Source organism: uncultured Anaerovibrio sp. (genome assembly GCA_902786545.1).
GTDB lineage: Bacteria > Bacillota > Negativicutes > Selenomonadales > Selenomonadaceae > Anaerovibrio.
This window is the reverse complement of the sequence record CADACU010000033.1, coordinates 15,182-32,058: the sequence shown is the minus strand read 5'-3', so window position 1 is coordinate 32,058 and position 16,877 is coordinate 15,182. Positions and strand designations below refer to the sequence as shown.

Genomic DNA, 16,877 nt, shown 5'->3' with positions numbered 1-16,877 from the left:
ATGTCGGTCCAGGGGGCAGCACCCTGCGCTTTGCAGTAAATCCAGCCAGTCAGCGGGTGTCTTATATTAGTATTAGAAATATTTAAATGTGGCCATAATGAAGAAATTTCGGGCTGTTTTGTCATAGTCAATTGGTAATGGCTTGTTAAATGTTTAGGTGTTTTGTGGGAGAACCTATTATGAAAAAAATCTTTTTACTAGTTTTTGCTGTAGTGAGTTTATTATTGCCCAATGCCAATGCCGGAGCTTGGGGCTCTCCATATCCTGGGACACTATATGATGGAAAATATGTTTTAGTGAGTGGGCGCATGGGCGGAGGGCAATATGTAGATATGTCGTCATGTGTAGTTGAAATATATAATCCGCCTCATTATCAAATCGCTATCAATGTTGTAGGTGTGCAATTTTCTGAGGATTATTACAGAGCCCATGGTACTTATATTGGGGGACCATATAAGGTGCACAGTGACCAAAGACTGATGAAGTTTAGGTATGATTACGATACTAAAGCAATATGGGTATTAGGTAGTGCTGGTGTTTGGAAATATTGGGATATTTATCAGGTCCATTCTGTTGCTGATGGTCATCCGCTTATCCCTTATTCCGCCGAAGCAGCTTTTGCAGCTGCATATAATATGCGCTTCTTTGGTAGCACTACAGGCTATGGTGGGAATAGAGTAATATCCGAGGATTTTTACAGGGTCTTAGGGCTGTAAATAAGCAGTAAGGAGGGGTTATATGTTTAAACGGATATTGTCAATATTATGTGTGTTAACAATAACATTATTTTGTGGACATTCACTGACGGAGGCTTCATGGACAGTAACTTCATCAGCCTCATCAACAGGGCAGGTGCCAGTTTATATGAAAAAAATTCCTGCAGGAATTCCACAAAGTGTAGGCTCCCATATGATGCCTATAGGGAGGGCGGCAGATGGTGATAGAATATGGGACAGCTATGGGATCAGCCTCTTTAAGAATTCAGTGAGATTTGATAATGCTACGGGACGTGTAAGGGCTTGCCTTTTCCTAGAAGACAACAATCATGACCGTTTTGATGAAATGATGGACTACATTATGTGGGTGACAATAAATCCCAAAACAAAGCAGTTCAACATAGAAAGAGTGTATGGGGCCAAGCCACATAGCCAAGGCTTGTGGGAGGCCAAATGGAGACGGGTTACTAAATTTCCGAAGAAGATAACGATAGCCGATAAAATACCTCCATATAGCACCGGGGAAGAAAATGGTTGGGAAAAGGCTGTAGCAGGGATAATGGATTGTTTGGAGCAGATAAGAACAAAGAGATATGTTGACCTAAGAGATTTTAATGACAATGTAATCCAGGCATCTAATGGATATGTGTATTAGAGCTACTTTGCTATGAGTTGGTGGAAAACGTATGAAAAGGGTAATAAAAGGGGAAATTTGGGAGTGAACGCTATGAACGCTGATCCTGTGTTGTTGCAAATGAAATATTCGAGGATAGTAGCCCTGTTGGCAAAAAGAAAAAATATTTCGTTGATGGATGCTTTGACTATATTTTATCATTCTCAGCTATATCAGCTTATAAGCGAAGGAATATCTGATATGCACTGCATGAGTGATGAATATCTAGTGCAGGAGCTAATGATGGAATAAATAATAATTGTCAAATTTGCAGTTGAACTATAAGTTTGCCATAGATTTAGAGGAGTCGTTGCGCTGCAGCGACTCTTTTTTTTCGGAATATTGGACTCAGAGTACAACACTTTTAAATGTATATTTGCTAAAGTAGTCTTAACATAATCGGAGTTTTGTGCTTAGGTTGTACGTTTTGGGGGAAAGGCAAATGGTAATTGCAAATAACATTTCCTCAAATATGATTTTGGGGGAGTTACATAAAAATACAAAGAAGAAGTCCAAGGCTGCTGGTGAACTAGCTTTGGGGGAAAAGATACGCAATGCGGGAGATGATGCTTCCGGTTATGCTATTTCTGAGAAAATGCGAGTACGTATACGGGCATTGGATCAGGATGACCAGAATGTTCAGAAGGGTTCGTCAATGCTTCGAATAGCAGAGGGGGCTATTCAGAGTCAGCTTGATATAATGAAAAAAATCAAAGAAAAGGTTATTGATGCCCATAATGATACCAATACTGATATAGACAGAGCTACTATTCAGAAGGAACTGAACCAGAGCTTTGATGAGATACAGCAGATAGCCTGGGAAACCACCTTTAATGGTAAGCTCCTTTTGGTAGGCAATACCAAGGCAGGAAAAATGTCCTCGTGGAAGGTGCTGGATAAGCCTATAAGGATTCCAGAATCAGAATATAATTTTATAGATGATGTATATGATGATTTGGATGGTATTTTTGGTCCCTTTGATGTTTTTTCACGTTATGGCACCCATGAGTCTATGATTGAGCCACTTTTGGGAGATAAATCCAGCGTAAATTTAGCTGGTGGCGTGAATAATGAGTATATTCAGCATGATCCACAGGAGATTACACCTGCTACCTTTACTTGGGATTTGAGCAGCTATTTGGTGGGCGATTTAAATGGGAAGGGATTTTCTTGTGGTGGATATAACTATGTGTTGACAACTGATACCAGTAAGAATTATAAAAATGCGGAAAAGATTAATATTAGTGGGTTAAGTACAACAGAGGAGATTGCTGCAAAAATTGCCAACACCCTTTCAGGAAAATCACCGGTAGCCAGTGCTTCTGTTGAGGACTCTAAAATCACATTTACTACTAATAATGCGGCTAATAACAGAGAATATGTATCTGGTTACAGTGAAGCAGCCAGTACAACCACTGTTGGTGGTGAGCCAGCCCATAATGGTCGTACGGCAGCAAATGGCACCAATGTATTTTCCGATGAGACCGTTTATGGAACTGCTGAGGAAGGTATACATCATCCAGCTATAACGCATAAGGAACGGGATCCTGCTACAGATTTGGAAAAAACTGTGATTGATAAAGAGGCTTGGTATGAGAAAACCAAGGATGCCACTTCTGCTGTTTTGTCGAAGAATATTACCAGTATAACAGCAGGCACTGGTATTACAATAAATAATAGCGTCTATCTTAGATTTGAGGACGGTAGTTCTGGCTTACATCAGGATAGTGAAGGCGTTTGGGTAGTTGGGAAAAATGCCAGCGTATCTAAAACTCAATTAAAGGCTTGGAGAGAAATCGGAGACCCTAAAGCTGGTTCCACTATTGGTGTTACTCTTACAATGTCTGGTGGTGTGCTGACATTGGAGACTACTGGTAAAGGTAGTTCTTATTATATTGATGTGAAGAATGGGATTGAAGCGAAAACTGCAATCCCAGCAGTACCAGGTACACCTGTAGAATATGAAGGAATTACGGCATTGGATACCAGTTCCGTATCTCTTTCATCTGGTGGTATACCAAAAGGGCCAATCGAGACGCTGCCTGGCAAGGAAGCAAGCTATACCATGGATTTGACAGCCTATGATACCACCGACCAGGATAAATTAACTGAATTTGTGGATGCTTTGGTAGGAAAATGCTTAAAGTCTACTAATGGGAGTTACTATGGTTTTATTGACACAACAGAACCGAATTCCATGGAAGCAGTTCAGCAAAACAAGCCTGGACAATATGGTACAGTATATGATGTTGATTTGAAGATATTGCGGCAGGCTGTAGAAGAGGGTACCAGTATAGCAGATGCCTTTATAAATTTAATGACATCGAGAGACAGCAGGCATTTTTCCGATGGAAGCGATGGTGGAGCAGGAACTAAAGCTTTAATCGCAAAGGCTGGTTATATTGGCGAAAGCGGTAACGACTTGACACTGAAAATTAGTGAAAGTAAGCTGGCTCAATATACTATAGATTTTAAAAAGGTTTTTGATGAAAAAAATCCAAAGCTGCCAGAAGATTTGGTAGGTAAGGGATTTCGGGTTTATTGTTCTACCTGTCCGGAGCAATGGGTTAATTTCTATTTTTATGATGGCAGTGATGAGTCAGAGGAATTTCGTCCAGCCAGTGGTTCATCGGGGGCAGATATTATGACCGTGAGGGTGGATGTTATTAACCTTGCTCATGTAACGGATTTAGAGTCCTTTGTTGAAGCTGTCCGTACCCAAGCAGGACAGGCTATTCAAACTATACGAGATGGACATCCCCATATGTTGGCTGTGGCTGGCAATGTGGAAAAGGGCACTGTAACCATTTATGATACAAGGCCATTTGATGTTCTGTCATATCCGTACAATACAATGTATCCTGCCTTACGGGAAAAGGGTGCCAAACTGGCCGACCAAACCATGGATGATGTTATTAAAATCGATAAGGATATCTATGTAAATGATTTGGTGATTCATCATACTGACCGGTCCAGCCAAAATATCCATGTGAGAATTCCCCAGACATCTTTGGATCACCTGTTTGATTATGTGGAAGAGTATGGGGGGATAGAAGATTATAATGTAATGACGAAGGAGAGTCGGGAGCTTCTCTTGGGGACTGTTAGTACAAAAATAGAAAATGGCCAAACAGTAACGAAAACTACCAGAGGTTATCTGGATATGGCTATTGATTATCTGACGGGGGCAAATACTTTAGTGGGGGCTCAGATTAGCCGTTTGGAAATGACGGATAACAATATTATTACTCAGGAGGAAAATACCCAATCCAGTGAAAGTACCATTCGCGATACAGATATGGCTAAAAGTGCCATGAGTCTGGCAACGGCCCAGATATTGGCTCAATCCGGTCAGGCAATGCTCAGCCAGTCCAACAAGAACAGCTCTATGGTGCTGAGCTTACTACAATAATAATTTGGAACTGTCGCATATTTTGCGGCAGTTCTTTTATGGTGCATCCGGTATTTTTTTCAAAAATCATTATCAGAAAGATTATCCCAGTCTTTTTGCTCCTCCTGTGAATCAGGAGATTACCATAGATGATAAAGCTATGGCGAAAGCACTCTTGGAAAAGCTGGGAATTAAAGCGCAGATTAACTGGGGTGCTGATACCTGGTCTGATTGCAATATCTACACGGCTGCGGACATTGGCAAGACACTGTATCATAGGGATGTTATAAATGCCATAAAGAATTACAAAGGTTAATATGGCCGTTGTAAAAACAGAAAAACTAATTGATTGAAAAAAGGAATTAGCTACATTGAGCACGAACATATGTTAAGAAATGAGGACAAAATAGCCGATTATTATTGCATAAGGAGATTGCCTTTAGAGGATATAAAGCTAAAGGAGGATAGCTTGATGAGCAAAAAAACAATTTTGGCAGTGGTGGTAGCTTTGTTTTTAGGAATTGGTGGTACAGTGGCCTATTTCTTTATCCATTCACTATATGTGGCCAATACGGCTCCTATAGTTCCGCCGGCTACTACCCAACAGCCAGCAGGAACAGTTCCACCGGCTGGTAATACAACCATACCGGCGGCAACTCAGACTCAGGTAGCAGCAGCGGGGGGCGTGCAGATTCAGCCTTCGGCAGCGGCAACCTTAACGGATGACCAGTTGGTCTTAGGACAGATTTCCTATGGGGCGTCAATTGATGCGGTACGTCAACGACATGGTGAACCAAACGAAATTGACCGAGATGATGGAATGATGAAATACGAATATAAAAATGTATTTGATTTGTATGTGGCAAATGGAATCGTTCAGCGAATTAAAGTAGACGATTTAAATGCTCTTGGTACTCCAAAAGGCATAAAGGTTGGTTCGTCTGTAGATGATGTGGTAGCGGCTTATGGGCAGCCTAATGCCGTAGTAGGTGACCACATTATATATCATTCTGCCAATAATCCGTCAGTAGGACTGAATTTTGAGATAGAATCAAATCATGTAGAAAAGATAGTGTGTGGTATGTTGCAATAAGGTGGGGGTTGTATGAAAAAGAAAATGATAGCATTGGTGGCCGGTCTTACCATGGCAGCTTCAGCAGTTTGTTGTGCCATGATTTCTCCTGAGGGAATAGCGATTTCTGGTGTGGCTCCTGGTTCTTCTGTAGCTGATGCTACAACGAAGCTTGGTAATCCTCAGTATGCCGGGGATAAGATTTACTTCACCAACGGGATTGTTATTGAGTGTTCGGATTACAATCCGAACATGGTAGAGGAAATAGAGACTACTGCTGCCGGCAATGCCACCCCGGGGGGATTGACTGTGGGTATGCCAGAGTCATCTATTACTGCTACCTATGGGGCTCCGGATAAAATTGACAGGGATTATAATGATACGGAATATACCTATTACAGTACAGATTATTTAAAAAAGCTGGAATTTAAGGTAGTGGGCGGCAATATTGTAAAGATACAATGCAAGCTTCGCGACTAAATTATGTTAGTTTCAGACAACAAAAATATCCTCCGAGGGGTTTGAAGCCTTTGGAGGATTTTATTTTTGTTACTCAAATAAAATACCATTGTCTTAGAATACTACTTGCGGTAAAATAATATGAAGTATTTTGAAAGGTGGTCTGGTGTCTGTTTGCAGAATATAGCGGAAGAAATTATTGAATTTGCCGATAGAAGCGAAGCCATGGCTTTGCTGGGAGAACGGGATGAATATATCCGGGTTTTGATGGAAAATTTTGATGCCAGGTTTATCAGTCGGGGTGAAGCCCTGGAAATAAGCGGCGAGGCATCGGCGGTGGAGCCGGCAGCCAAAATCATACGGGAGCTGCAATACCTGTATCGTCAGGGTAATGCCATCACCATGCATGAGGTTCGGTACAGCATTGGATTGGTGAAAGGCGGTAAGGGAGAGGCCTTGCACAGCCTATTTGGCGATACTATATTAGTCACCTCCAGGGGGCGGCATGTGCGGCCTAAGACGCTGGGGCAACGGGTGTATGTGGATGCCATCAAGAAAAATTCCATTACTTTTGGTGTGGGACCAGCGGGAACCGGCAAGACCTATTTGGCGGTAGTGTTGGCTTGTGCTGCTCTTCGCAACCGGGAAGTGGAGCGGCTCATTCTTACCAGACCAGCTGTGGAAGCTGGGGAAAAGCTGGGGTTTTTGCCAGGTGACTTGCAGGAAAAAGTGGATCCGTATTTGCGGCCACTGTATGATGCCCTGCAGGACATCATTGGGCAGGAGCTGTACCAGAAGCTGATGGCTAAAGGGGTTATAGAAATTGCACCGCTGGCGTATATGCGGGGACGAACTTTGGAAAACGCTTATGTGATTTTAGATGAAGCCCAAAATACCACTTCAAAGCAGATGAAAATGTTTTTGACCAGATTGGGCTTTGGCTCCAAGATGGTGGTTACCGGTGATCCGGGGCAGATTGATTTGCCAAGGGGCGTTACCTCCGGTTTGTTGGAGGCTACCCAGGTATTGAAAAATGTCAAGGGAATAGAGATTGTGAAGATGGAAGCCATGGATGTTATTAGGCATGATGTGGTGGCCAGAATTGTGGAGGCCTATGACCGTTACGAAGAGCGTCAGCGTGATGAATAAGGAGATAAAATGATGGATGTTATTATTAGCCGTGAGCCGGAAAATTTACAAATAGATGCTGAAATCGAAGAAATTGTGCGGCATGCCGCCGAGGTTACCGGGCCGTTATACGGGGTGGAGAATGGTGAGGTAAGCATCACCCTGACTAATAATGAATATATCCATGAGTTAAACAATCAGTATCGGGGGCTGGACCGTCCGACAGATGTATTATCCTTTGCCTTTGCCGACAGTATGGAGGAGGAACCGGAAATTTCTGGCGGTTCGGAAACAGAAATGCTGGGGGATATTATAATATCGGTGGAAAAGGCCCAGGAGCAGGCCAAAGAATATGGTCACAGCCTGAAACGGGAGCTGTCATTTTTAACGGTTCATGGTATGCTGCACCTTATGGGGTATGACCATATGGATGAAGAAGAACGGCTGGAAATGGAAGAGGAACAGCGGTATGTAATGCACAAGCTGGGCATTAGCCGGGATGATGGTGAGGAGGACATGAAGCTGCCTCTGGCCCAGGCTCCGGATGTAGTGAAGGACAAGGCCGCATATATAGATGTCAATTCTTTGGCGGCTCCACCGAAAAAGGACCTGCCAAAGGGCTATAAATCAGGCTTTGTGGCGGTAATTGGCCGGCCAAATGTAGGAAAATCCACCCTGATAAATAGTCTCATCGGCCAGAAAATTGCCATTATGTCCGATAAGCCGCAAACCACCCGTAACAGGATTATGTGCGTATTGACCAAGCCGGATGTCCAGATGGTCTTTTTGGATACCCCGGGTATTCACAAGCCAATCGACAAGCTGGGGGAATATATGGTCAAGGCGGCGGAGGGGACGCTGCAGGAGGTTGATGCCATTATTTTTGTGGTTGATGCCAACGAGAAATTCGGTCCCGGGGAGCATTATATTTTGGAACGGCTGAAGGCTACCAAAAAGCCGGTGGTACTGGCCATAAACAAAGTGGATTTGCTGGCGGACAAAGATGCGTTGTTGCCGATTATTACCAACTATAACGAAAAGTATAATTTTGCCGCCACTGTACCGATTTCCGCCTTGGAGGAAAACAATCTGGAGGGACTTCTTGCTGAGGTAAAGTCTCATTTGTCGGAGGGACCGCAGTATTATCCGGAGGATATGGTGACTGACCAGCCGGAACGGCTTATTATTGCTGAAATGGTGCGGGAAAAGGTGCTGCACCTGACCAGAGATGAAGTTCCACATTCCATTGCGGTGGATGTGGATGAGATGAAGCTGCGGGACAATGGGGATAATTATGTCCGGGTAACAATCTATGTGGAAAGAGACTCCCAAAAGGGAATTATCATTGGCAAAAAGGGCGCTATGCTGAAAGAAATTGGTGCATTGTCCCGACAGGATATTCAAATGCTGCTTGGCGGTAAGGTATTCCTGGATCTTTGGGTAAAGGTTAAGAAGGATTGGCGCAACCGGGATAATATCCTAAAAGGATTCGGTTTTGAATAATGGCACAGTATCAGACAGATGCCTTGGTGCTTGGGGTGAAGAACTGGGGCGAAGCAGATAAAATTGTAACCCTGCTTTCGAAGGAACATGGAAAGATCGTCGCTACTGCCTTTGGCTGTCGTCGGCCCAAAAGCCCATTGGCTGGCGCTTTACAAATGTTTAATGAGGTAAGTGTTCAGCTTACCAAGGGAGAGCGCCTGGATACCGTGCGGCAGGCGACACTAAAGCAGGCCAACAAGACTATGAGTGCAGATTTTTCGGCCATGGCCTATGGAGCTTTTGTGGCTGAGCTGGCTACTAATTTGGCAGTAGAGCGATTCCCACAGGGAGATATGTATGACAAGCTGTTGGAGATATTTGCGTCCTTTGGTACTCGCAATCCAAGGATTGGCGCTTTGGCAGCGGCGTATCAGCTGCTGGAATATTCGGGAATGCAGCTTTCCTACGAACGGTGTATACGAAGTAACGATGAAATAGCTGGGGATGCTTATTTTTCCATTGAAGCCGGTGGCGCAGTGTCCCGGGATATGGTGCAGGATGATGACCGGGATATGCTGGATTATCCGGAAGCGATGCGGGTGTTTATCGGTCAGTTGTTGAAGCTGAGCTGGCAGGACAAACCATCCTTTACAGTCAATGGACAAATTATGATGCAGGCAGAGGAATTGCTGCTCAAATACCTGTATCATATTTTGGGAAAGCCGATGAAATCATTGAAGTTTATCCAACAGATAGGTTAGTTGGGCGAAAAATAAAAGTCTGGGAAAGTGTGACAACACATTCCCAGACTTTTTCGTTTGTAGTATTTATTTTCCGAAATACCGTTTTAAGAGACCGGCAAATCCCTTGCAGTGGCGGGCCTCATCTTTGCACATTTCATGAACGGTGTCATGGATGGCATCCAAATTAAGCTTCTTGGCGTGAACGGCCAGCTTCTTTTTGCCTTCACAGGCGCCAAACTCAGCATCTACCCGCATTTTTAGATTCTTTTCGGTACTGTCAGTGAGGATTTCTCCCAATAATTCCGCAAATTTAGCGGCGTGCTCCGCCTCTTCAAAGGCATACCGCTTAAATGCCTCGGCAATTTCCGGATAACCCTCCCGGTCAGCTACCCGGCTCATGGCCAGATACATACCCACCTCGGTGCATTCACCGGTGAAGTTTTCCTTCAGTCCATCAACGATTTCCGAGTCAACACCCTGAGCTACACCCAGCTTGTGCTCATCGGCCAGCTGTTGGGAACCCTCTTCCACCTTGTTGAACTTTTCCGGGCCCACCTTACAGATAGGGCACTGATCCGGTGGAGCATCCCCTTCGTGGACATAACCGCAAACGCTGCAAACAAACTTAGCCATAATATACCTCCTTATTAAACACACACAAAGGATTTATATAATCACAAAATGTTATTTTGAATTGTATTCCACTATCTTTATGCCCCTATGCTCATTAAGGTCAATGATATTGTCCTGATCAATCTTGATCAATGGATGAATGGCCATATCATTTGGATAGCGGAGAATGGTACCGGTGAGACCGTTGTTCAGCACAACAGTGGAGCCCAGGAAGGCATCCTTGATATGCTTCAAAATCAGCACACAGATTTCCGGGTCCAGTTTGCTGTACATCAGCTCAGTAATTCGGGCGATAGCCGCAAACGGAGTCTGACGCACAAAGCCTTCCCGTTCGGTGGTGATATTATCATAAAGGTCCGCAATGGCAATAATCCGGGCGAACATATTGATCGCATCACCCTTGATGCCATCAGGGGTCCCGGAGCCATCCATAGCTTCATGGTGCTGCAGGGCAGCCAATTTAATATCTTCGGATAAATCCGGACTGGTGGCTAAAATCTTGTATCCGTCCGTGGTATGGTGAAGGTATGTTTCAAAATCCTCCCCCTTTAAAGTTTCGGGCTGACGGGACTGGAGCCGTTCAGGAAAGTGAACCTTTCCTATGTCATGGAGGAAACCGGCGGTAATCAGCTCGGTAACCTTTCTGGACGGCAACAGCATCCATTTGCCAATAACACCGGCCAAAATGGATACCCGGATAGAGTGGTTATACACATCGTTGGCCATATGATTTAATTCATAGAGATAATCAATGGCACCACTTTGCTTGGCCATAGGCATCAGGTCTTCCTTGACCAGCTCCTTGGTTTTTTCCGCCGGAATCTGGTTGTTGGTCAAAGTGGAAGAAAAGATGTCATTTACCTCATGGACAACCTCCCTGTACTGGGATGCAAAAGCATTGCTGCGGTTGAACATGGCCATAACATTTTGATAGTTTGGACTCAGTTCATACTCGTCTTTTACATATACAAATGGAACATCCAAAAATTTCAATCTGGTGATGTGAGCTTTGGTCAACATGGTGTTTTCAGACAGAATAACAACCATATCGTCGTTTAATATTGTACGAGCCAGCTCCATTCCAGGCTCTAATTCGTCAAGGCTAAGTGATTTCACAGACACGCCCTCCCATTAAATAGATATCAAGAATTAAGTTCGCTATAGTGGGGGGATTTTCCTGCTTGTCACAGGGTAATTTATAAAATGGGACCAAAATCTGGGGATTTTTAAACATTTTACTAATTTTATCTTGTCAAGTATTAACGAGTTAAAGTATAATATGTTTAGTTTTTGGAAAAATATTAAAAGGGGAGTAAGAAAAATGAGAAAAATTTTAGCGATTTGTATGATGCTGGTGTTGGCTATTGGCGCATTGGCCGGCTGCGGTACCAACGGTGCCAAAAAAGATGCGGATAAGCCTATAGTGGTTGGTTTGGATGATAATTTCCCACCAATGGGCTTTAAGGACGAAAAAAATGAAATTGTGGGCTTTGATATTGATTTGGCGAAAGAGGCTTCCAAGCGTCTGGGCTGCAAGGTGGAATTCAAGGCCATTGACTGGAACTCCAAGGAGGCTGAGCTCCAGAGCGGTCGGGTAGATGTGCTGTGGAACGGACTTGATATTACTGAGAAGCGCAAGGAAAATATGCTTTTCTCCGACCCTTATATGGATAACCGTCAGATTGTATTTGTGGCCAAGGGCAAGGATATCAAGATTGCCTCTGAGGCAGATTTGGCAGGCAAGGTAATTGGTACCCAGAGTGGTGGTACCAGCGAGGAGTATTTTGAAAACAAGGCCGGTTTGAAGGCATCGATGAAGGAAGTAAAGTATTATCCTGATTTCATCAATGCATTTATGGATTTGGAGAATGGCCGAATTGATGCAGTGGTTGGCGATGAGATTATCGGCCGTTATTACATCAGCAAGCATCCGGACAAGATTGCTGCTATTGACACTGTAATCGGTGAGGTAACCCAGTTTGGTTTTGCCTTCAAGAAGGACAACAAGGAACTGCGGGATAAGGTTCAGAAGGTGTTTGATGAGATGAAGGCCGATGGTACCGTGGCAAAGATTTCTGAAAAATGGTTCGCCAAGGACATTACCATCAAAAAGTAATGGAGATGAATAACTGACTTTCTCCAAGAGGCGGTACAAAGGGACTATTGTGTTGTTTGCAATAGTCCCTTTTTTGATGTAAAATATATAGGCTTAGTGCTTTGACACGGTAAAGCGAAAAAATGATAATGTACTGAGGTGACAAACTATAAACAGTCAAGTAAAAAATGAAGATTTTTAATGAATCGTGAAAATTGCACAGCAAACAAGCCATCTGAAGAAGTTGTATTTCAGGTGGCATCGGATGAGAGACAATATTAGTCAGCGAAGAGACTGAGGTATGAAGTCGGTGTTCTGCCTCTCCAATGCAAAAATTACTCTGACAAGCTTCTTGACGACATGGGACAAGGCTACTCTGTGTGGCTTACCTTCTGAACGTTTTTTTGCATAGTAAGCGGCAAAAATTACATCAAAGCGGATTAATGGTAGAGCACAGTTCATCAGTACATAACGAAGCTGTGAAGATCCACGCTTAACCATTCTTCCACCGTGGCTTTCTGTGCCGGAATCATTTACGCCAGGCTCTAGCCCTGCAAATGCTAACATTTGTGATGGCTTTGAGAAGTTGGAGATATCTCCATATTCAGCGTAGATGACAGCTGCCGATATTGGCCCGATTCCCGGAATCGACATGTAGTGAGGGTGAATTTCTTCGATTAATTCGGTTATTTGGGCCTCAAGAATGCATATCTGTTCAGCTATAGCCTTATAAAGCGTAAGAAGAGTATTCAACTCCATTTCAAAGATGGAATTGTTTACGCCAATGGTATTGGTTGCAAGAGATTTTAGTTCAAGGAACTGTTGAGGAGAGAACTTTCCACGAGAAAGAGAATATAGCCTTTCATAAGAGGCAGTATTCATATGTGCCATCTTTTCTGCGGAGCCGTAGTTTTCTAGCAGATACAGAGCTGTCTTGCTGAAGTGCTCATTGAAAAAAGGCTTAAACTCTGGAAAAGTGTGATCCAGGACATTGGTGATCTTCACGAGATAGAAAGAACGCTGCCGTATAAGTTTGTCCCGTAAACGTGTTAATGACTTTAGAGAATAAGCATGATAAAATCCTTTTGGATGGGGTTTGTACTCTACGGTCATTAGCCAGCAGGCAATCGATTCACAATCGATACGGTCCGTCTTCGTTCTGCGAAGAGTAGTGGACTTCTTGTACTGAGAAATGAGAACTGGATTAACTTCCATAAAGCTGTGGTGGGCTTTCTCAAGAAAGAGTTCAAGATTGAGGGCATAATGAGAAGTAGATTCAAACCCTATTCTTATGTTCTTGGGATTGGAGAGAGAATGCAGAGTAGTTAGAAGTTCAGAGAAGCCATCTTTATTGTTTTTGAAGGTGAACTTTGAAACGACCTGCTGATCAGCTGAAGAGATAATACAGCAATCATGTTTGTACTTGGAAATATCAATTCCAACAAAGAATAGAGACATGGTGAAACACCTCCTTAAGGAAAAATTGGCGCTGTTGTCTTCCACAGAGTTGTCTTCCACAGAGAATCCGGCTGTGTAATCACGTAAATAGAAACGTCGAGCGTTAACAAACTGATTAACAGTAATAGACGAAAAGCTGTGGTCTGAGTCACCTCATACCAGTCAAAGCTGTAGTTTTATAGGTACAGATCCACAGCGCCAAAGTAAGTATATCAGAGATGGTTAAAAAATAACCCGGATAATCCGGGAGAAAGGAAAATCCAATCACCATCATCGATGATTGGATTATACGAGATATTTATGGATAACTTGCTAAATACTGTGGTACTGATGCTGGAAGGTACCCAGGTGACATTGCAGATTTTCTTTATAACATTGATAGCATCCCTGCCCCTGGGGTTGTTGGCGGCACTGGGACGAATTTCCGAAATAAAGCCCCTTAGCCGGTTTATGGAGTTTTACATTTGGCTGATGCGGGGAACGCCACTGATGCTCCAGCTGCTGTTTGTTTATTTCGCTCTGCCTATGGTGGGAATCATGTTGCCGGATATTGCAGCGGCCCTATTGGCGTTTACTTTAAATTACGCTGCGTATTTTGCGGAGATTTTCCGGGCAGGTATTCAGTCCATCAGCCGGGGGCAATATGAAGCGGCCAAGACATTGGGGCTTACTCATACCCAGACCATGCAGCGTATAGTTATCCCCCAAATGATTCGTCATGTTCTGCCACCGGTTAGCAATGAGACCATCAATTTGGTAAAGGATACTTCCCTTATTTATATTTTGGCCATGAATGATTTGTTGCGGGTAGCCCGCACTATTGTTCAGCGGGAATTTGATATGACGCCGTTTGTTGTGGCAGCGGTATTCTATCTTATTATGACCTTTGTTCTTACCTGGGGATTTAAAAAGCTGGAGGCTCATTATGGAAAATATGACAAATAAGGAAGTAATGCTCCGTTTGACGGACATACATAAAAAATTCGGCTCCCTGGAAGTTTTAAAGGGTATCGATTTGGAATTAAAAAAAGGCCAAGTTATGGCCATTATTGGCCCATCAGGCTCGGGGAAAAGTACGCTGCTCCGTTGCATCAACCGGTTGGAGGAAATCGACACCGGCAAAATTGAAATTAAGAATCGGATACTGGCCCAAAATAATGGGGAAAATGTGGCGGAGTATGTTTCGGAAAAGGAAGCCAGAGAAATCCTTTCCTGTACGGGAATGGTGTTTCAGCAGTTCAACCTTTTCCCACATATGACGGTGCTGCAAAATCTTCTGGAGGCACCGATATTAGTCCAGAAGCGGGATAAACAGGAGGTTACTGTAGAGGCTGAGGCTCTGTTGAAAAAAGTAGGACTTTTGGATAAAAAGGATTGTTATCCGGCCCGACTGTCCGGTGGGCAGCAGCAGCGGGTAGCCATTGCCAGGGCTCTTTGTATGAAGCCGGATATCATGCTTTTTGACGAACCAACTTCCGCTCTGGATCCGGAGCTGACTGGTGAGGTGCTTAAAACCATGCGGGAATTAGCGGCTGAGCATATGACCATGGTGGTAGTAACCCACGAAATGGCCTTTGCCCGTGAGGCGGCTAACCATGTAGTGTTTATGGATGGCGGTGTCATCGTGGAGCAGGGGACGGCCCAGCAGGTTATCGATAATCCGCAGGAGGATCGCACCAGGGACTTCCTAAAGAATATGCTTTAATTTTTCAGAATTCTATGATAAAATGCCTTGTACATTGGTTTTTGGGGGAATTTTATTATGTATAATATAGAAGCTAAAGGCGTGTGTCTGCGATTTTGGATGATAATGCTGCTTTTAGCTGGTTTTGTGGTGTTTTGGGGCGGAAAGCCAGTGCAGGCGGCCACATTTGCCGAACGAATGGCCACTATGGCTGAGATAAAGGATGTCCGGGTCAGCTCTGATAAGGATCATACCCGGGTGGTTATTGACTGCACCAAGGAATTGAAATTTGATACCAGTGTCTTGAGCAACCCTCAGCGCATTGTTATTGATGTACACAGTGCTTGGATAAAACCGGACTTAAAAAAGACCATATCAGTGGGCAGCCGGTTTGTGAAAAGCGTCCGGATAGCCCAGCATGACCCTGATACGGTACGGCTGGTAGTGGAAAGCTCACTGGGGGAGAATAACCGTAAATTCTTTTCATTAAAGGGCGGCAGTGCCGGTCACCGAGTTGTGCTGGATTTTGGTAATTTCCAAAAGGGGTCTGGCGGTGCGGCCATAGATTTTGGCAAGAAAAATGGTGAGAATACGGATGCTACATCAAGCCCAACCCCTGTTACGGATCCTGATAACGAGGAGGGGACAGTAAATTCCGGGGCCAGACCAGCTGATAAAAATAACAATGAGCCAGCCGGCACCGGCAAGGAGGAAGCGGTAGTTCCTGTAGTGGAGCCTGTGTTTACGCCTGGTATTAAAGGAAAGAAAATAATTATTGACCCTGGACATGGCGGTTGCGATGTGGGGGCCATTGGTCCAACTGGGGTTACCGAGAAAAGTATTACCCTGCGGGTGTCCCAGGAGCTGCAAAAGCAGTTGGCCAACGAGGGCGCCACGGTTATTATGACCCGTAATCGGGATATTGAGGTGTCCAGTAAACGGAGTAAGGCCTCTGATGCGGAGGAGCTGCAGGCCCGCTGTGACATAGCCAATAACAATGATGGAGATATCTTTATTTCCATTCATATGGATTCCTTCACTAACAGCACGCCAAGCGGCACTACCGGCTATTATTACGGCAAGGGAACCAAGGCGTCTCAACGGTTAGCTCAGTATGTGTCTGACGGTGTTACCGGGACTTTGTCCACTGCTCATCGTGGTATAAGAAGCTGTAATTTCTATGTGGTAAAGCATACAACTATGCCAGCCATATTGCTGGAAGTGGCGTTTATTTCCAATGAAAAAGAGGAGCGACTGATGAATTCAGAAGCTGGTATTAAAAAAGCAGCGACTGGTATTGTGAATGGAATACGGAAATTCTTTGGATAAAATGTGAGGTAGAT

17 protein-coding genes and 1 pseudogene are annotated in these 16,877 nt (G+C 44.0%); 15 read left to right on the top strand and 3 right to left on the bottom strand.

Translation table 11 applies throughout. The features are described 5' to 3' along the window. Positions 1 to 179 precede the first annotated feature (179 nt). The 11 genes and pseudogenes from QZV24_RS07500 (at position 180) to recO (ending at position 9,682) form a co-directional block, all read left to right on the top strand. Positions 180 to 716: a hypothetical protein gene (locus tag QZV24_RS07500; protein ID WP_294522301.1), complete on the top strand. Its 537-nt coding sequence runs from the start codon at positions 180 to 182 to the stop codon at positions 714 to 716. Between the two features lie 22 nt (positions 717 to 738). Next, complete coding sequence (locus QZV24_RS07495) at positions 739 to 1,371, top strand: hypothetical protein (protein ID WP_294522298.1); 633 nt, start codon at positions 739 to 741, stop codon at positions 1,369 to 1,371. Between the two features lie 72 nt (positions 1,372 to 1,443). Beyond that, on the top strand, positions 1,444 to 1,641 hold the full coding sequence (locus QZV24_RS07490; protein WP_290654844.1) for a DUF3791 domain-containing protein: 198 nt from the start codon (positions 1,444 to 1,446) through the stop codon (positions 1,639 to 1,641). A gap of 190 nt (positions 1,642 to 1,831) precedes the next feature. Further along, entirely contained in the window at positions 1,832 to 4,801 is a 2,970-nt protein-coding gene (locus QZV24_RS07485; protein ID WP_294522295.1) for a flagellin, read from the top strand. 139 nt (positions 4,802 to 4,940) lie between these two features. Continuing rightward, positions 4,941 to 5,096 carry a hypothetical protein gene (locus QZV24_RS07480; protein ID WP_294522292.1) on the top strand — a complete coding sequence of 52 codons (156 nt, stop codon included), beginning with the start codon at positions 4,941 to 4,943 and terminating at the stop codon, positions 5,094 to 5,096. Positions 5,097 to 5,252: 156 nt separating this feature from the next. Next, positions 5,253 to 5,873, top strand: coding sequence for a hypothetical protein (locus QZV24_RS07475; protein WP_294522289.1), 621 nt, complete (start codon positions 5,253 to 5,255; stop codon positions 5,871 to 5,873). Positions 5,874 to 5,885: 12 nt separating this feature from the next. Further along, positions 5,886 to 6,332 carry a hypothetical protein gene (locus tag QZV24_RS07470; RefSeq protein WP_294522286.1) on the top strand — a complete coding sequence of 149 codons (447 nt, stop codon included), beginning with the start codon at positions 5,886 to 5,888 and terminating at the stop codon, positions 6,330 to 6,332. Between the two features lie 204 nt (positions 6,333 to 6,536). Further along, entirely contained in the window at positions 6,537 to 7,460 is a 924-nt protein-coding gene (locus tag QZV24_RS07465) for a PhoH family protein (RefSeq protein WP_294522307.1), read from the top strand. Positions 7,461 to 7,472: 12 nt separating this feature from the next. Further along, positions 7,473 to 7,937 (top strand): annotated as a pseudogene (ybeY, locus tag QZV24_RS07460) (rRNA maturation RNase YbeY); the annotation flags it as partial. 111 nt (positions 7,938 to 8,048) lie between these two features. Then, on the top strand, positions 8,049 to 8,942 hold the full coding sequence (gene era / locus QZV24_RS07455) for a GTPase Era (protein ID WP_294522304.1): 894 nt from the start codon (positions 8,049 to 8,051) through the stop codon (positions 8,940 to 8,942). Beyond that, positions 8,942 to 9,682 (top strand): DNA repair protein RecO, encoded by a 741-nt coding sequence (gene recO, locus QZV24_RS07450; RefSeq protein WP_294522283.1) that lies wholly within the window; start codon positions 8,942 to 8,944, stop codon positions 9,680 to 9,682. The genes era and recO overlap by 1 nt, the downstream gene beginning before the upstream one ends. 66 nt (positions 9,683 to 9,748) lie before the next feature. On the opposite strand, the gene QZV24_RS07445 is transcribed toward recO, so the two are convergent. Both QZV24_RS07445 and QZV24_RS07440 read right to left on the bottom strand, forming a co-directional pair. Beyond that, positions 9,749 to 10,297: an NADH peroxidase gene (locus QZV24_RS07445; RefSeq protein ID WP_294522280.1), complete on the bottom strand. Its 549-nt coding sequence runs from the start codon at positions 10,295 to 10,297 to the stop codon at positions 9,749 to 9,751. Between the two features lie 51 nt (positions 10,298 to 10,348). Then, a complete protein-coding gene (locus QZV24_RS07440) occupies positions 10,349 to 11,413 on the bottom strand; it encodes an HD-GYP domain-containing protein (protein WP_294522274.1) in 1,065 nt (354 codons plus the stop codon). 205 nt (positions 11,414 to 11,618) lie between these two features. Here QZV24_RS07440 and QZV24_RS07435 point away from each other — a divergent pair, with 205 nt between their 5' ends. After that, positions 11,619 to 12,413 carry an amino acid ABC transporter substrate-binding protein gene (locus QZV24_RS07435; RefSeq protein ID WP_290654859.1) on the top strand — a complete coding sequence of 265 codons (795 nt, stop codon included), beginning with the start codon at positions 11,619 to 11,621 and terminating at the stop codon, positions 12,411 to 12,413. A 261-nt stretch (positions 12,414 to 12,674) separates the two neighbouring features. Here the strand turns inward: QZV24_RS07435 and QZV24_RS07430 are convergent, their stop codons facing one another. Continuing rightward, positions 12,675 to 13,895: an IS110 family transposase gene (locus QZV24_RS07430; protein ID WP_294522270.1), complete on the bottom strand. Its 1,221-nt coding sequence runs from the start codon at positions 13,893 to 13,895 to the stop codon at positions 12,675 to 12,677. A gap of 255 nt (positions 13,896 to 14,150) precedes the next feature. Here QZV24_RS07430 and QZV24_RS07425 point away from each other — a divergent pair, with 255 nt between their 5' ends. The 3 genes from QZV24_RS07425 to QZV24_RS07415 are packed head-to-tail and all read left to right on the top strand — an operon-like array spanning position 14,151 to position 16,863. Next, on the top strand, positions 14,151 to 14,795 hold the full coding sequence (locus QZV24_RS07425; RefSeq protein WP_290654860.1) for an amino acid ABC transporter permease: 645 nt from the start codon (positions 14,151 to 14,153) through the stop codon (positions 14,793 to 14,795). Continuing rightward, positions 14,776 to 15,555 carry an amino acid ABC transporter ATP-binding protein gene (locus QZV24_RS07420; RefSeq protein WP_294522267.1) on the top strand — a complete coding sequence of 260 codons (780 nt, stop codon included), beginning with the start codon at positions 14,776 to 14,778 and terminating at the stop codon, positions 15,553 to 15,555. The genes QZV24_RS07425 and QZV24_RS07420 overlap by 20 nt, the downstream gene beginning before the upstream one ends. Positions 15,556 to 15,612: 57 nt before the next feature. Beyond that, positions 15,613 to 16,863: an N-acetylmuramoyl-L-alanine amidase gene (locus tag QZV24_RS07415; protein WP_294522264.1), complete on the top strand. Its 1,251-nt coding sequence runs from the start codon at positions 15,613 to 15,615 to the stop codon at positions 16,861 to 16,863. Positions 16,864 to 16,877: the final 14 nt, after the last annotated feature.

Coding starts and splice junctions, on each gene's coding strand:
- QZV24_RS07485 (WP_294522295.1), top strand. CDS start 1,832: ATGGTAATTGCAAATAACATTTCCTCAAATATGATTTTGGGGGAGTTA.
- QZV24_RS07470 (WP_294522286.1), top strand. CDS start 5,886: ATGAAAAAGAAAATGATAGCATTGGTGGCCGGTCTTACCATGGCAGCT.
- QZV24_RS07420 (WP_294522267.1), top strand. CDS start 14,776: ATGGAAAATATGACAAATAAGGAAGTAATGCTCCGTTTGACGGACATA.
- QZV24_RS07465 (WP_294522307.1), top strand. CDS start 6,537: ATGGCTTTGCTGGGAGAACGGGATGAATATATCCGGGTTTTGATGGAA.
- QZV24_RS07415 (WP_294522264.1), top strand. CDS start 15,613: ATGTATAATATAGAAGCTAAAGGCGTGTGTCTGCGATTTTGGATGATA.
- recO (WP_294522283.1), top strand. CDS start 8,942: ATGGCACAGTATCAGACAGATGCCTTGGTGCTTGGGGTGAAGAACTGG.
- QZV24_RS07500 (WP_294522301.1), top strand. CDS start 180: ATGAAAAAAATCTTTTTACTAGTTTTTGCTGTAGTGAGTTTATTATTG.
- QZV24_RS07480 (WP_294522292.1), top strand. CDS start 4,941: ATGGCGAAAGCACTCTTGGAAAAGCTGGGAATTAAAGCGCAGATTAAC.
- QZV24_RS07495 (WP_294522298.1), top strand. CDS start 739: ATGTTTAAACGGATATTGTCAATATTATGTGTGTTAACAATAACATTA.
- QZV24_RS07425 (WP_290654860.1), top strand. CDS start 14,151: ATGGATAACTTGCTAAATACTGTGGTACTGATGCTGGAAGGTACCCAG.
- QZV24_RS07490 (WP_290654844.1), top strand. CDS start 1,444: ATGAACGCTGATCCTGTGTTGTTGCAAATGAAATATTCGAGGATAGTA.
- QZV24_RS07475 (WP_294522289.1), top strand. CDS start 5,253: ATGAGCAAAAAAACAATTTTGGCAGTGGTGGTAGCTTTGTTTTTAGGA.
- QZV24_RS07445 (WP_294522280.1), bottom strand. CDS start 10,297: ATGGCTAAGTTTGTTTGCAGCGTTTGCGGTTATGTCCACGAAGGGGAT.
- QZV24_RS07435 (WP_290654859.1), top strand. CDS start 11,619: ATGAGAAAAATTTTAGCGATTTGTATGATGCTGGTGTTGGCTATTGGC.